Raw genomic sequence first — 13,843 nt, 5'->3', positions numbered from 1 at the left:
AGTTAACAGTTTGGTACTAAATGTTAACTTATGAATTCTATAAAATAAAAAGCCCTGCCGATATCATCAAGCAGGGCTTTTAATCTCAGTATGCCGATTTTACTCTTTACACTGAAGTTTTATATTAATTCATGCCCAAATTAGGCAGCGTTAATGCCGTACTGAGCACAAACAGAAGCCAGACCACCAGCGTAACCCTGACCTACTGCGCGGAATTTCCATTCTGTATTGTGGCGATACAGTTCACCGAACAACATGGCAGTTTCAGTAGAAGCATCTTCAGTCAGGTCATAGCGAGCTACTTCAACTTGAGTGTCATCGTTAACCAGACGGATGAATGCACCGGAAACCTGACCAAAGCTCTGGCGACGGGTTTGTGCATCGTGGATAGTTACCACAAATACAACTTTATCTACCTCAGCAGGAATTTGATCCAGTTTGATTTTCAGTGATTCGTCATCGCCGTCCCCTTCACCGGTACGGTTGTCGCCAGTGTGCATAATGGAGCCATCAGACGATTTCAGGTTGTTGTAGAAAATGAAATCTGCATCGCCGCGTACTTTACCATCTGCTGTCAGCAGGAAAGCTGATGCGTCAAGGTCAAAGTCTTGTCCGTCAGTTGCACGAGCATCCCAACCGAGACCGATCAGAACGTTTTTCATGCTTGGCGCTTCTTTGCTCAGAGAAACGTTACCGCCTTTAGAAAGAGATACACCCATTATTATTTCCTCATTTATTACGTTTTACGTTTGTATTAATTGGTTATACCCGATAGATTTTTAACTCACCGGATTTAGCTGGCGCTTTCTTTTTGTGGGAATAGCAGGCTGGCAAGAATACCTGCTGTCAGTACCCCGATGACCACAAGCAGGCTAGTCGTTGCCGAAATCGAATAACCATGGTGGAAAATGTGCTCAGAGGCGTTCAGACCCAGTTTAGTGGCGATGAAGAACAGCAAAACGATGACTGCCTTTTCCAAATGCACCAGATACTTTTTCAATGCTTCAAGCACGAAATAGAGCGTACGCAGGCCCAAGATAGCAAACATCATGGCGCTGTACACAATTAAAGGTTCCCGGCTGACTGCAATAACCGCAGGCACAGAGTCAAAGGCAAACATGACATCAGACAGCTCAACCACGGCCAAACACAGCATCAATGGTGTAGCGTAAAGCGCTGCTTTACCAGTACGGCCCACTTTCACATCGGCATTTTCCGGTTTAGCCAGTTCCGCATTTACTTCCTTTTGGTTCAGCATAAAAGCATGACCGCGCAGTTTCGGCCAAATCGGGAAGAAACGCTTCACCATACGGTAGGCAAGGTGCTGTGAATAATCTTCGATTTCATCACCATCATCGCCGCTTTTCAGCATCATAACTGCTGTCCAGCCCACAATGACGGCAAACACGATCTCAACCCACGGCCCGAGTGCTAACAGGCTCGTTCCGATGGCAACGAAAATACCACGGAAGACGATAGCGCCAATAATTCCCCAATACAGGACACGGTGGCGATAGCGGTCCGGAACAGCGAACCAGGAGAAAATTGCCATGATGACAAACAGGTTATCGACAGAGAGCACTTTTTCCAGTGCGTAACCGGTCACAAACAGGCTGGCTGTTTCTGCTCCGTGATGAACATACAGGAATCCCGCGAAAACAAATGCAATCGCTATCCAAAAAACAGACCAGAGAGCGGCACTGCGCAGCGAAATCGGCTTATCATGACGATGCATAAAGAGGTCGATAAAGAGCGCACCAACCGACAGAATAATAAATACAGCAACGGTTTCCATCGGAAAACCAATGTGCGTGGATACCATGAAGTAGGCCTCTTAAATTATCTGCAATTACAGTTCGAAATCGGCCAGTGCAAAGCCAAGGGCTGTGCAAATTTCACGGGCAGCATTCTTTTCGTTATTGTCGAAGTCACCATCACTTTTGGCGACTGCGATCCCTACGCGTAAAGCAAGCTGTGCCGCTTCCGGTTGTTGCTTCAGCGCCATGATGAATTTCATGGCTTCCCCTTTACCAATGTCAGCATCAAATTCATAGCTGCTGACCAGTTTGTTAAAGAATTCGATAATTTCAGCAGTATCGAAAACTTTCAGTTCGGGGGAGCTTTTAATGAATCCGATCATTTTTTGCTTTTCTTCTGAACTGACGCCATCGCTCGCCATTGCAACGTGCGCGCATACTGCCACCGTGCCTTCCATGAACTTTCTGTTCTTGAAGCGGCCAACTTGGTTGGTCAGTTCTTCACGTCCTGCGTTGAACGCTGACTTGATTTTGTTTAAAAAGGACATAGGTCCCTCCATTTGCATAAAACGCTGATGTAATAAGTGATTGTGTTATTTAAAAAACCAAAGCATTATTTTCTGCCGGATTCCCAGCTAAAGCCCCATCCCAACGCTCTGTCCATCTCTTGATGCCCGTTGAAGTATTGATTGATACGTTCTACTTTGATGGAGCCGTTTTCGTTGACAAGGCGGGCAATGGCACACATGTTTTTGTGGTTGTAGCCTTCTGTCATACGAGTTTCAATTGGCGGTTGGTCAGGGACATAGATCGTGACAACACCGTCGGTTTTATCCCAGCTTGGCGCACCTTCGTAGATAAAGGCGTAGATTAAAACTTCACTGATGTTTTTCCACTCAAAGCCATTGATATGAAGCCATTCACCGCCAGCCACATTACCGGTGCGATCATCGCCCTGTAATTCTACGTAAGGTTCATAACGGTAATCACCAAAGCGATTCCCCAATGCCTGTACAACGTCTTTATGGCCATTTTGCAGCCGGACAAATGCACCGAGATCAAGGTCTACGTTTTTGTTTGAACCGAACATGCCTTGCAGTATGCCTTTTGAAGCAGAGGAAGTTTGGTTCCAGTTCAGGTTAACGCGGATTTCACCGAAATTATCGCGTTTACTCAGGCTGATAGCCGGTTTTTCTTTGGTCAGAGAAACCTTGCTCAGATTAACGTTAGTCGGTGCGGGTGTTGTGGGAGCTGATGTTGTGGGAGCTGGTGCAGGTGTTGAAGTTGATGCGCCATCATCAACGATATCCACGCCAAAATGCTCCGCCAGAGGCTTGAGGCCGCCGTTAAAGCCTTGGGCAATAAAACGGAACTTCCACTCACCATTACGACGATACAGTTCACCGAGAATCAAGGCAGCTTCTGAACGCCCTTGTATTTCAACGTCACCCTGTAAAATTACGCTACTGTTCAGTTCAACCCGAATGGTAAGGCTACGCAGGCTGGAAATCGTTTGGTTGCCGTCGCAGGTTGCGGTGAATGCCACTTTCTGGACATCCTGACCTAATGCGGGCAAGTTGACGAAAAATGAGGTATTGATGTTGCCACCAGCCAGGCGAATAGTGTTGTCATTATTGACGGGCTGACCGTAGAATACCATATCAGGATCGCCTTTAACTTTGCCGTCGGCATACAGACGGAAAGCAGAGACATCAACGGCCGAACCTGACAAAACCCGCACGGTGAGTGTTTGGTTGGCAACGGGGGCATTCCCCCCGGGTGTCAGATTCATTAGCTTACCACCGTCTCAACGATCTGCGGATACATCGCATCAATGGTACGCCCAACGCAAGGAACACCATGTGCAGTGAAATCCCATTGACCGCCGTTGCGGCACAGAGAGGAGATGATAATGCCAGTATGGGAGCCTTGCTCATTCAGTTGATAGCGAGCCAGCTCTTTGCCGTTTTGGTCAATGACACGGCAGAAGGCATTTTCAACATCATTGAAGGTTTGGCCACGGAAGCTGTTAACGGTAAAAGCAAGATACTCGACATTAGCGGGCAACTTGATCAGATCGACACAGATAACTTCATCATCCCCGTCACCTTCACCTGTCAGGTTGTCACCCGTGTGGAGGATAGAACCGCATTTTGATTTTAGCTGACCGAACCACACTGTATCGATGGCATTACCGGATTTATCAAGCAGGATGCAGCTTGCATCCAGATCAATTTCATCACTGCTGCCAAATAAACTCGCGAGAAAGCCTTTTTTCTTGGCTATGGGATCCCATCCCAGACCAAAATTAACTTTAGCCAGTGAAGCGCTCTGTTTGGTGAGCGAAACTGACTGATTTTTGCTTAACGAAACCATTAATGACACCTCTATACCTGTTTGTCGGTGAATTACGGTAATTTCACGCATTAAAAAATCATAATATGAAAAATAGATAGCCAATATCTGTCATATTATGATTCCCATAAACAGTATATCTGGTTGTTAACTGCATGATAGGAAACAATCTGCCTTCATTTTTTATCATTTCTTTTTCATGCGGAAAAGTCAAACAAATTTTGGAATAAAAAATCATAATATGATTGACATGTAGTGATTGTCAACTCTAGACTGCGACGCATATTCCGCCCAATTTAGAAAGGATGCTGCACATAGCCAAGTTGACTGTCGGCAATTTAACAATTGTTTCTGTCAAAATAACGAAATTTGATTTACGAAAAGATAATTTGATTTATGAGATAAATAGTTACCGCATTTATCAGCCATCCCAAGTGATCTGAAATTTTTTTCTAAAGGCATTACATGACAGCATTAAGTAACACCTGTATTTATCAGGAACAAGTTTATCAAAAACAGATTTACCAAAAAAAGTTGAACAGTGGGACGTTGACGGTAACGGCAACCCATGATTTTGCATCTCTGGAAACACTGTTTGATATCGCTGAACGCCGTAATCCCAAAAGAGCATTTTTGTTTGTCAGCAAAGTATTGGGGCGGCATATTCCGGTCAGTCCATCTACGATGCGTTCGGTCTATCGACAGTTGTCTGAACGGTTCCCAGCCAATCTTCCTGGCCCAGTTTTGTATATTGGCATGGCGGAAACGGCGGTCGGGCTTGCTGCCGGCGTGTTTCAGGAAACAAAAAGCAAAGTAGATGCTCCCGTGTTTCTGACTTCGACACGCCATCCTGTTGATGGTGATTTGTTGTGTGAGTTTAAGGAAAATCACAGTCATGCAACGGATCATCTGATTTATTGGCCAGCAGAAAGCCGGTTGCGTCAACGGGTGATAGATGCACGTACTTTGGTCTTGATTGATGATGAAGCAACGACCGGCAACACTTTTCTCAATTTATTGGCGGCGTTGCGTCAGGCAGGGCTTAAGCATATTGAACATATTGTCACCGTAACGTTGACAGACTGGAGTGGGAAAGCGGTTGTACAACGCAGCCCATTACCGGTTTCTACGGTTTCCCTGATTGAAGGGCATTGGCAATGGGATGCAGATATATCCGCTCCGGTTCCGGTTATGCCTCAAGTCAATGTTACCGCACGGGGAGAAGTCGGCATTATCGGTCGCCAGAATTGGGGGCGTCTGGGGTTAGATGAAAGCCAATGTGAGATTGGTGCTGATATTCATGTCAGGGCAGATGAGAAAGTGTTGGTATTGGGTTCCAGCGAATTTGTCTGGCAGCCGTTCCTGCTGGCTGAACGACTTGAGCAGGAAGGGGCATCGGTCATGTTTGGCTCAACAACCCGCTCTCCTATTTCCTGCGGTCATGCTATCCAGTCTGTGATGGCTTTCACTGATAATTACGGGCTTGGCATCCCGAATTTTCTCTATAACGTCGCTCATCAGAAGTTTGATCGTGTCTTGCTCTGTCTTGAAACACCGAGAACGTCGGCTGATCAGGCGCTGATGGCACAGCTTGCCCATGTTTCTCCGGTTGTAGAGATTGTTGGTTATGATTAAGCCTGTCTTGCTGACCGATCTTGATGACACGCTATTTCAGTCACGCAGGAAGATAAAGCGCGCGTCGGATAGTTCAGCTTTTCGCGTGGGGGCTTTGGATCGAAAAAGTTCTCCTCATAGCTATATGACGGAAGAGCAATCCATGCTGGTTGATTGGCTGTTGGCTCATGCAGAGTGTATTCCCGTCACAGCCAGAAATACAGAACAGCTCAGCCGTGTACAGATCCCTTTTAATTCCTGGTGCATTGCCTCTCACGGGGCAGTGCTTCTCACCCCAGAGGGTGTCGTTGATGAGCATTGGCAATCACATATGTTGCGGGAGTTAATGCCGTATCGGGAAAAATTGCAGGCGTTGGAGCGTTTGAGTCATCACCTGATTGAGTCTTATGGTATGGATGCGTGGGCACGCCTTGATTATGAGTATGGTGATATCCCTGTTTTCCTGATCATTAAACATCGGGATCATGACAGGTTGAATGAGCTTAATCTGCTGGCTGAAACTCTGGTTAAAGAAAATCATTTTTATTTCCACCAACACTTTTATGTACACCAAAACAATAACAACCTTACTTTGCTGCCAAAGTGTGTTGACAAGGGGCTGGCAACTCGTCACCTTTTGCAAAAGCTTCGTGCTGAGAGAGGGGTTTTTCCGGTCATTGGCTTGGGAGATAGTCTGAGCGATTACCGTTTCATGCACCTGTGCGATTGGTTTGGTATGCCCCGGCAAAGCCAGTTTGCCGATACATTAATGACTGCTTTATTTGGAGCTGTAAATAAATGAATAACTTTCCTCCTTTTTCTGGAAGTTATGCCTCTGATGATGTTCAATTTTTGCTAAAACCAATCCAAATGGAGATGACACCTGTCGATGTTAAGGAACAGTTGATTCAATCTGGTGCCCGCCATTATTCGGATATGTTGAGTCAGGAACCGGAGCCAACCCCTTATCATCTTGATCTGTTTGATAAAGCCCTTGAGCAGGGGGCCGTTCGGCTGGCAACGGAAGTGGTGATGCTTGCTAAAGCACTGGTATCGCGCTTTGGGGATACGCCGATTGTGTTGGTCAGTTTAGTCAGGGCTGGTGTTCCTTTGGGGGTAATGCTGCATCAGGCACTCAGGAAAATGGGTAAGCATTCTTATCATTATGGTATCAGTATCATTCGGGATCGGGGCATTGACAGCACGGCACTATCGTATATTGAACAGCAACATGGCACGGATGGTTTGGTGTTTGTCGATGGCTGGACTGGCAAAGGGGCGATTACCACAGAACTGGCGCAATCACTGGCAGGGCGGGTGGGTTATTCGGGTATTCCTCGCTTGGTGGTACTGGCTGATCCCTGTGGTTGTTCGTGGTTGGCGGCAAGTGACGATGATTGGTTGATTCCTTTCGGCATTATGGGAGCACCGGTATCAGGGTTGATATCACGCTCTATTTGGCGTGAAGGTGGAGTGCACGGCTGTGTGCAGTGTGATCACCTGACAGAGTTTGATTGCAGTCGTTTGCTGGTGGACACTGTGGCTGATTGCCGTGATCAATTGAATTTGGATGCGATATCAGAGGCTGTTTGGCTTCCGCAGGAAAAAACGCCTTTATTGCAATTGAGCAAAGCGGTGATTGCTGACCTTGCTGAAAAATACCAGATTGACAGCATCAATCGCATCAAACCCGGTATTGCTGAAGCAACCCGCGCAGTATTGCGGCGCGTACCAGAACATGTACTTGTACGTTCCCAGAATGATCCTGATGTTGCGCTATTGGTTCATCTGGCTCGCCAGAAAAATGTTGTTATTACGGAAGTGGGTGATCAGGTAGGTCAGTATCGCGCCGTTACTATCATTAAAAAGGTTGCGTAATGAAACTGATCCCTTCTCCATACCAACTTGGCGCGACGCTGTATATGCCGGCCACCCGTCAGGATATTGCAGAAATTGTTTTACAAAACAAAATCATTGGATTGCGCTCTCTGGTGATTTGTCTGGAAGATGCAGTCAGTGAGCAGGATATCCCTGCGGCTGTTGAGAACCTCAGTCGTGTTCTGCAAACATTGACAGGATCTGATATGGCTTATTCCGGTACATTTTTTTCCGGCAAGAAACAACATCGCCCTCTGGTTTTTATCCGTCCGCGCAACAAGACAATGGCGAAACACCTGATCGCCAACATTAACCTCAATATCATTGATGGGCTGGTTTTGCCCAAATTTACCCACGCTTCGCTGCCCGATTGGTGGGATATTATTCGTTCAACGCATCTTTGCATTATGCCGACACTGGAGACTGAAGAAGTCTTTGATATCCAGAAAATGAATCAGCTTGCTGACGTTCTCAAAAATCATCCTTGCAAAGAACGCATCATTGCCCTGCGTATTGGCGGCAACGATCTGATGAATATGATGTCCTTACGACGCCCCCGTGATTTCACGCTTTATGATGGGCCAATGGGATATGTCATTAAAATGCTTGTTGCCGTTTTTGCGGCGCGGGGGTTCGCACTGACAGCCCCGGTTTGTGAGCACATTGATGATTTGGAACTCCTTGAGAAAGAATTGGCATTGGATATTGTTCACGGTTTGGTGGGAAAAACAGCCATACATCCAAAGCAGATTGAATGTATTCAGCGGGCGTTGAGGGTCAGTTCCCATGATTATACTGATGCATTGAATATTCTTACCTCAAGCCAAGCTGTCTTTAAATCTCAGGGGGTGATGTGTGAACCTGCTACTCATCAACGGTGGGCGGTCAATATTCTTGAGCGGGCAGAACATTACGGTATCGAGCCTGAGACAGCATAAAGCCTGCAACCGGAGAAAAGAAGGTTAAGGCTTTCAATCTGTTTTGATATTGATTTACCTGTGATAGAAGCTATGCTGGAAGTTATTCCCGTGGTTAACAGTAGGGGGTTTTGTTATCCCTAACTTGGTAATTAAAAAGATGCTGCTCAGTCCCAAACAATTTAGAAATTTCAAGTTAACTTTATTACTTTCACATGGCAAACCAGTTAGTAAGGTTAGGATCATTAACGAGCTCAATTGTTCTGAGCCGACATTAACACGTGCATTGCGGGAGTTGAGGGATCTTTACTGTGCTGATATTCGTTTTAGCAAAATGGGGAATACCTATCAATTAGTTGATAGTGGAGTGTTGGCCAAGAAAGACGTGAAAAGGATCGAAGAGCTGATTATTCAGCATCTCAGCCTGAAAGCCGAAGAGTCCACCAGCCATGTTTTCCTTGATAAAGAGAAGAAAAAGCCTATTTCTCTTTCTTTGAGAATGTCTGTTATCAGAAAAATTGATGGTCTGGCTAACCGGCTTGAGACGACCAGAAGTGAAGTGGTCGAAATGGTTGTAGACAGGTGCATTGAGATGCTCATGAAAGAAACCCTGCACAGCGAATTACCAAAACGGCGAGTCCCGTAATGCCAGTCGGTTAAATTCAACCGGCATCAGGGGAGGGGACTGGCTTGATGGGTTGTTTAGTGGTTGTGGCGTGTAAGCTTATCAAGATATCCCATCATAAAAGCGGACAAAACGAAGGTAAGGTGGATAATGACATACCACATTAACTTATTGTCCGGCACATTTTTGGCATCCATAAAGATACGCAGCAGGTGAATGGAGGAAATAGCGACAATTGAGGCTGCAACTTTATTTTTGAGTGAGGTTGCGTCCATTTTTCCCAACCAGCTCAGCTTCTCTTTACTTTCGTGGATATCCAGGCTTGAGACAAAATTTTCATAACCTGAAAACATCACCATCACCAATAACCCACCCACCAAGGCCATATCAATCAGAGAAAGCAGTGTCAGGATCAGATCTGACTCTGCAACCGAAAATATATTCGGCAGGATGTGCATGATTTCCAGAAAGAATTTAATCGCAAGAGCAAATAGCGCTAATGATAAACCGAAATAGACCGGTGCAAGCAGCCAGCGCGAGGCATACATAGTGTTTTCGAGAAAGCGTTCCATGGTGTTTTTATATGTTACAAAAGGGGCGATAGTATAGATCAAGAGTGTGAAGGCTATGAAATAGTTATCGTTGTCAGGCCCTTATCCGGGCACAGATAGGCTTTTATGGTTGTTCATGCTAAAGATATTGATGGCGATGCAAAAACACTTGCTGGCTCTATAACTAATCATAGAACCAGTGGCCTGCTGAGTAGCGTTAGTCCAACCACGGAGTAAGATGTGGTTGAAGATTTGACCTTTTGCGATGGCAGATTTTTTGCCACTGAGGTAAGTGAATTTTGTGTTACCAGCTATATTCCACAGTGGCAAAGATGCTGCGTCCGCTACCATAGAAGCAGGCTCCTGCATTCGAGCAAGAAGCGACGTAATGTTTATTGGCCAGATTGTTTACATTCAGCCGTACATTCGCGCCTTTTAACTGAGAGGAGGCTTCGCCAAGATCGTATTTCGCCATAAGGTCATAAAGGGTATAAGGTTTGACGTGGAAGGTTTCTGAATAATCACCGGAAGTAGAGCCGGTATAACGCACACCTGCTCCTAATGTAAATCCTTTCAGCGCAGTTTGTGTGAAGGTATAACTTCCCCATGCAGAAGCCGCATGTTCAGGAATTGAAGGCACCCTTTTGCCGATACGTGAAGTATTGTGATCGTCTTTGGTTTTGGTGTCTGTATAGGTATAGCTTGCTGTCAGATTGATTTCTGGTGTGATTTGAGAGCGAATTTCAGCTTCTGCCCCTTTTGAACCGATTTTGCCAATTTGTTCGCTAAAGCGAGTAACCGGGTTACGGCTGGTCACGTTTTTCTGGGTGATATCGAACAGAGAAAGCGTTAACAGGGTATTGTGATCTTTTGGCTGGAATTTGATACCGATTTCAGTTTGTTCACCGGTTGTGGGTTTGAAAGCCGGAGTGCCGGGTTTACCTTGATCCAGATTAGGCTCAAACGAGGTGCTGTAACTGATATAAGGCGAAATGCCGTTATCAAAGGCGTACAATAACCCCGCACGTCCTGTAAAAGCACGGTCTTTTTGTGTTGTTGATGTGCTCTTCATGATGTCTTGTTGCTTGGTTTCAGTCCAGTCATAACGCCCTGACAGAACTAAGTTCCAGTTTTCCCAACTCAGTTGATCCTGTAAGTAAACACCTAACTGATGAAGTCTATTTTTCCTATTCCTGTTGAGGGACAGCCCGTTTTCATCGACATGCACGCCCCAAACCGGGTTTGACCAATCAAAATTGTATGTTCCGTTTTCATCCCAATCACGCCAGAATTTATTGTGGTTATTTACCCACTTATAATCGATCCCACTGATGATGTTATGTTCAATGCTACCCACTGAAAAAAGCGCTTTCAGTTGGTTATCCATGCTTATTCCTTGAGACTCGTTATGATCGCGCTGTGGAAAACGCGTAATGATGGGACGATTGGTATCTGATGCAAGAACGAGATATTTATGGCGTTCATCTGATTGCGAATAACGCAGGTTTTGTTGGAAAGAGAAGACATCACTAATGTCATGCTCAAGAATGTAGCCGATAGAGAGCTGTTCCCGTCTGGACTGATTAAAAGAAGGATCACTGAAATTCATATTGTAGGGGATATAGCCTGCATTGGGTACGGGGGTTATCGTGCCGTCTTTAGGATAGAAGTTGCGGTATCCCGCTTTAGGGTCGAACTGATAGCTGGTGAGTAACGTAAAAGTCGTATTATTGTTGGGTATCCATGTCAGTGCTGGCGCGATGGCAATCCGCTCTTTTTTAAAACCTTTAACGAATTGTTTTTGCGTGCTGAGAACACCATTCAGACGATAGAGAACGGACATATCATCACTCAACGCACCACCGAAATCAAAGGCCATTTTCCCAAGGCTCTGATTGCCTGCTTTCATCTGTACTTTATGGATGGGCTGAGCAGTTGGCCTTTTGCTGGTCATATTAATCAACCCCCCGGGACTGACCTGACCATACAGCACAGATGCCGGTCCGTGTACCAACTCCACACGCTCTAATAGCCAAGGATCGATCTGACCAACAGTGCCGCTTGAACTGTTTGTACCATAACTCAGTCCATCAAGAAATTTAGGGGCATAACGGAAGCCACGTGTAATCACTTCGTCGTTGCGGTTGGAAGAACCCCGGTAATTAGTCACAACACCGCTTGAATAATTCAGGGCGTCAGCCACTGTCATGGCACCTTGTGCTTCCATTTGTGTGCGGTTGACGACGCTGATTGATTGAGGGGTTTTAATCAGGGGAGTGGAGCTTTTGGTGCCAGCGGTGCTCTCTAATTCTACAAAATGTTTTACTGAGTTGCTTTGATTGGTGCTTGTGACGGTGATGATGTCTTCTTTGTCGCTGACAGTTCCAGGGTTTGCTACAGCATAAGGGGATAACAGCAAAGTGGAGGTCAATATTAAGGGTAACTTATTATAGTTATGTTTTTCCTTTATTTTTATTGCAGTTTTTACCGTTTGATTCTTGATAAGCAGTACCATGGATTTCATCTCTCAAAATAGACTTATTTAAAAATAAATATTAAAAATCAATTAATTAATTGAAATTATCCCATTATGACCAAGCGGAGTTGTGGGGCCTCCTGCCACATTACCCCTGATATTTCTCCATGAATTCTGCCTGCCAGTCGCTACAACCAATAAATAACACGAATGATATTGAAAATGAAAATCGTTATCAATATCATTCGTGAAGCGGTAATTTTTTCCTTTGTGAGTGTTATTGGCTCAGATGTATCAGGCTTGAACAAATCGTGTGAGCAGATCTTTTTGAGAGGGATAAGGGGATGAAGTTAGTATTTCAGCCATCAGGTACGGCAGATGATTTGTTATCTGCGCTCCATGCTGGCAGTGAATTATGGTGGAAAAGTATTGCTGTTTTGGGAACGCCCATCATAGAGGTTCCAACAAATCATCAAGTTCAGGCAACATTCTTTTGGCGAGATCCTAACGGCAATGAACAACATTCAGCTCTGCGCAGAGTTTATGTTGATATTAATGGTATCACTAATCACCATCGTCCAGACCCCCAGAGTTTGCAACGGTTATCCGGAACGGATATCTGGTATTGGTCAGTAAGCCTTGAAGATGACTGGAGAGGAAGTTATCGATTTATACCGGTCACGGATGCCCATTTGCCCCCCAACTTTTTTGATGAATCTAAGCCTGATAAACCCAAGCCGCGCAACCAGCAACAACGCGAATGGTGGATTTCACTCTTCCCGTTATCCACACCAGATCCTTTGAACCGCCAACATCATCACCGTAATGGGCTTGGTTTGTCTTTATCAGCAATTCATATGCCTTATGCGACTGAACAGACTGCATGGGAAGGCGTGGTAATAAAGCCAGTCCCTGCTACGCAGCCGGGTAAACATGAACCTTTGCTTTTGCATTGGAATAGTGACCGCCTCAACAATCAAAGACGTGTCTGGCTTTACGCTACAGGGGAAGAAACAGAACACCCACGTCCTCTTATCATCCTGCTGGATGGGTTAACCTGGCGGGAGAAAATGCCAATTTTTCCGGCGATTGACATGGCGACTGAACAACAGCAGATACCCGGTGCAGTCTGGCTTCTGATTGATGTTATCGATATGTCTCACCGGGAGCAGGAGCTTCCCTGCAACCCTGATTTTTGGCAAGCGATTCAGGATGAACTATTACCGCTGGCCGCACAGCATACGGTTTTCAGTGATGATCCTGAACAAACCGTTATCGCAGGGCAGAGTTACGGTGGGCTGGCAGCGCTCTATGCGGCTCTCCATTGGCCGCAACGCTTTGGCTGTGTCCTCACACAATCGGGTTCTTTCTGGTGGCCTGATAGCAGAATTGTCCGACAGTTTATGTCATCTGCGGAACATCAACCCGGCTGGCTGACACAACAAGTTCTTGAACAAAAAGTGCTCCCCTCATCATTGAAAATCTTTCAGGAAGCGGGTTCCCGCGAAGCAGATATCCATTTTGTCAATGACCAAATGTATGCCGCGCTGCAAGGGGCGGGGCATCGTGTGAATTATCGCGTGTTTAATGGTGGGCATGATGCGTTGTGCTGGCGCGGTGGATTAATTGATGGCCTGAGTTGGTTACTGGCTGAAAAGTGATGCGGTAAA

The 13,843-nt window shown here is 45.7% G+C and carries 13 protein-coding genes; 6 read left to right on the top strand and 7 right to left on the bottom strand.

Annotation, left to right across the window (positions count from 1 at the left end; genetic code table 11):
• Window positions 1–140: 140 nt before the first annotated feature.
• The 5 genes from AAC854_RS09570 to AAC854_RS09550 form a co-directional block, all read right to left on the bottom strand.
• Window positions 141–719: a TerD family protein gene (locus AAC854_RS09570; RefSeq protein ID WP_047963809.1), complete on the bottom strand. Its 579-nt coding sequence runs from the start codon at window positions 717–719 to the stop codon at window positions 141–143.
• A 74-nt stretch (window positions 720–793) separates the two neighbouring features.
• On the bottom strand, window positions 794–1,822 hold the full coding sequence (locus AAC854_RS09565; RefSeq protein ID WP_340616892.1) for a TerC/Alx family metal homeostasis membrane protein: 1,029 nt from the start codon (window positions 1,820–1,822) through the stop codon (window positions 794–796).
• Between the two features lie 27 nt (window positions 1,823–1,849).
• Window positions 1,850–2,305, bottom strand: coding sequence for a tellurite resistance TerB family protein (locus AAC854_RS09560; protein ID WP_273549269.1), 456 nt, complete (start codon window positions 2,303–2,305; stop codon window positions 1,850–1,852).
• Window positions 2,306–2,370: 65 nt separating this feature from the next.
• Window positions 2,371–3,549 carry a TerD family protein gene (locus tag AAC854_RS09555; protein ID WP_340616891.1) on the bottom strand — a complete coding sequence of 393 codons (1,179 nt, stop codon included), beginning with the start codon at window positions 3,547–3,549 and terminating at the stop codon, window positions 2,371–2,373.
• Window positions 3,549–4,133, bottom strand: a complete 585-nt coding sequence (locus AAC854_RS09550; RefSeq protein WP_340616890.1) for a TerD family protein — start codon at window positions 4,131–4,133, stop codon at window positions 3,549–3,551. The genes AAC854_RS09555 and AAC854_RS09550 overlap by 1 nt, the downstream gene beginning before the upstream one ends.
• 444 nt (window positions 4,134–4,577) lie before the next feature.
• Here AAC854_RS09550 and AAC854_RS09545 point away from each other — a divergent pair, with 444 nt between their 5' ends.
• From AAC854_RS09545 to AAC854_RS09525, 5 genes are all read left to right on the top strand, one after another.
• Entirely contained in the window at window positions 4,578–5,747 is a 1,170-nt protein-coding gene (locus tag AAC854_RS09545; RefSeq protein WP_273549271.1) for a phosphoribosyltransferase domain-containing protein, read from the top strand.
• A complete protein-coding gene (locus AAC854_RS09540) occupies window positions 5,740–6,528 on the top strand; it encodes a hypothetical protein (protein WP_273549272.1) in 789 nt (262 codons plus the stop codon). The genes AAC854_RS09545 and AAC854_RS09540 overlap by 8 nt, the downstream gene beginning before the upstream one ends.
• Window positions 6,525–7,604, top strand: coding sequence for a cysteine protease StiP family protein (locus AAC854_RS09535; protein WP_340616889.1), 1,080 nt, complete (start codon window positions 6,525–6,527; stop codon window positions 7,602–7,604). The genes AAC854_RS09540 and AAC854_RS09535 overlap by 4 nt, the downstream gene beginning before the upstream one ends.
• Window positions 7,604–8,542, top strand: coding sequence for an HpcH/HpaI aldolase/citrate lyase family protein (locus AAC854_RS09530; RefSeq protein ID WP_340616888.1), 939 nt, complete (start codon window positions 7,604–7,606; stop codon window positions 8,540–8,542). The genes AAC854_RS09535 and AAC854_RS09530 overlap by 1 nt, the downstream gene beginning before the upstream one ends.
• A gap of 139 nt (window positions 8,543–8,681) precedes the next feature.
• On the top strand, window positions 8,682–9,167 hold the full coding sequence (locus AAC854_RS09525) for a tellurium resistance protein TerW (RefSeq protein ID WP_340616887.1): 486 nt from the start codon (window positions 8,682–8,684) through the stop codon (window positions 9,165–9,167).
• A 56-nt stretch (window positions 9,168–9,223) separates the two neighbouring features.
• Here the strand turns inward: AAC854_RS09525 and AAC854_RS09520 are convergent, their stop codons facing one another.
• Window positions 9,224–9,718 carry a TIGR00645 family protein gene (locus AAC854_RS09520; RefSeq protein ID WP_099115067.1) on the bottom strand — a complete coding sequence of 165 codons (495 nt, stop codon included), beginning with the start codon at window positions 9,716–9,718 and terminating at the stop codon, window positions 9,224–9,226.
• Between the two features lie 283 nt (window positions 9,719–10,001).
• Window positions 10,002–12,212, bottom strand: a complete 2,211-nt coding sequence (locus AAC854_RS09515; RefSeq protein ID WP_340616886.1) for a TonB-dependent siderophore receptor — start codon at window positions 12,210–12,212, stop codon at window positions 10,002–10,004.
• A 305-nt stretch (window positions 12,213–12,517) separates the two neighbouring features.
• On the opposite strand from AAC854_RS09515, the gene fes reads away from it, so the two are divergent.
• A complete protein-coding gene (gene fes / locus AAC854_RS09510) occupies window positions 12,518–13,834 on the top strand; it encodes an enterochelin esterase (protein ID WP_340616885.1) in 1,317 nt (438 codons plus the stop codon).
• Window positions 13,835–13,843 lie beyond the last annotated feature (9 nt).

This window comes from Xenorhabdus entomophaga, assembly GCF_037996725.1.
GTDB classification, from domain to species: Bacteria; Pseudomonadota; Gammaproteobacteria; order Enterobacterales; family Enterobacteriaceae; genus Xenorhabdus; species Xenorhabdus khoisanae.
Note: the sequence above shows the minus strand (reverse complement) of the source record. Positions and strands in the feature narration are given on the sequence as shown.

Coding starts and splice junctions, on each gene's coding strand:
- AAC854_RS09570 (WP_047963809.1), bottom strand. CDS start 719: ATGGGTGTATCTCTTTCTAAAGGCGGTAACGTTTCTCTGAGCAAAGAA.
- AAC854_RS09565 (WP_340616892.1), bottom strand. CDS start 1,822: ATGGTATCCACGCACATTGGTTTTCCGATGGAAACCGTTGCTGTATTT.
- AAC854_RS09560 (WP_273549269.1), bottom strand. CDS start 2,305: ATGTCCTTTTTAAACAAAATCAAGTCAGCGTTCAACGCAGGACGTGAA.
- AAC854_RS09555 (WP_340616891.1), bottom strand. CDS start 3,549: ATGAATCTGACACCCGGGGGGAATGCCCCCGTTGCCAACCAAACACTC.
- AAC854_RS09550 (WP_340616890.1), bottom strand. CDS start 4,133: ATGGTTTCGTTAAGCAAAAATCAGTCAGTTTCGCTCACCAAACAGAGC.
- AAC854_RS09545 (WP_273549271.1), top strand. CDS start 4,578: ATGACAGCATTAAGTAACACCTGTATTTATCAGGAACAAGTTTATCAA.
- AAC854_RS09540 (WP_273549272.1), top strand. CDS start 5,740: ATGATTAAGCCTGTCTTGCTGACCGATCTTGATGACACGCTATTTCAG.
- AAC854_RS09535 (WP_340616889.1), top strand. CDS start 6,525: ATGAATAACTTTCCTCCTTTTTCTGGAAGTTATGCCTCTGATGATGTT.
- AAC854_RS09530 (WP_340616888.1), top strand. CDS start 7,604: ATGAAACTGATCCCTTCTCCATACCAACTTGGCGCGACGCTGTATATG.
- AAC854_RS09525 (WP_340616887.1), top strand. CDS start 8,682: ATGCTGCTCAGTCCCAAACAATTTAGAAATTTCAAGTTAACTTTATTA.
- AAC854_RS09520 (WP_099115067.1), bottom strand. CDS start 9,718: ATGGAACGCTTTCTCGAAAACACTATGTATGCCTCGCGCTGGCTGCTT.
- AAC854_RS09515 (WP_340616886.1), bottom strand. CDS start 12,212: ATGGTACTGCTTATCAAGAATCAAACGGTAAAAACTGCAATAAAAATA.
- fes (WP_340616885.1), top strand. CDS start 12,518: ATGAAGTTAGTATTTCAGCCATCAGGTACGGCAGATGATTTGTTATCT.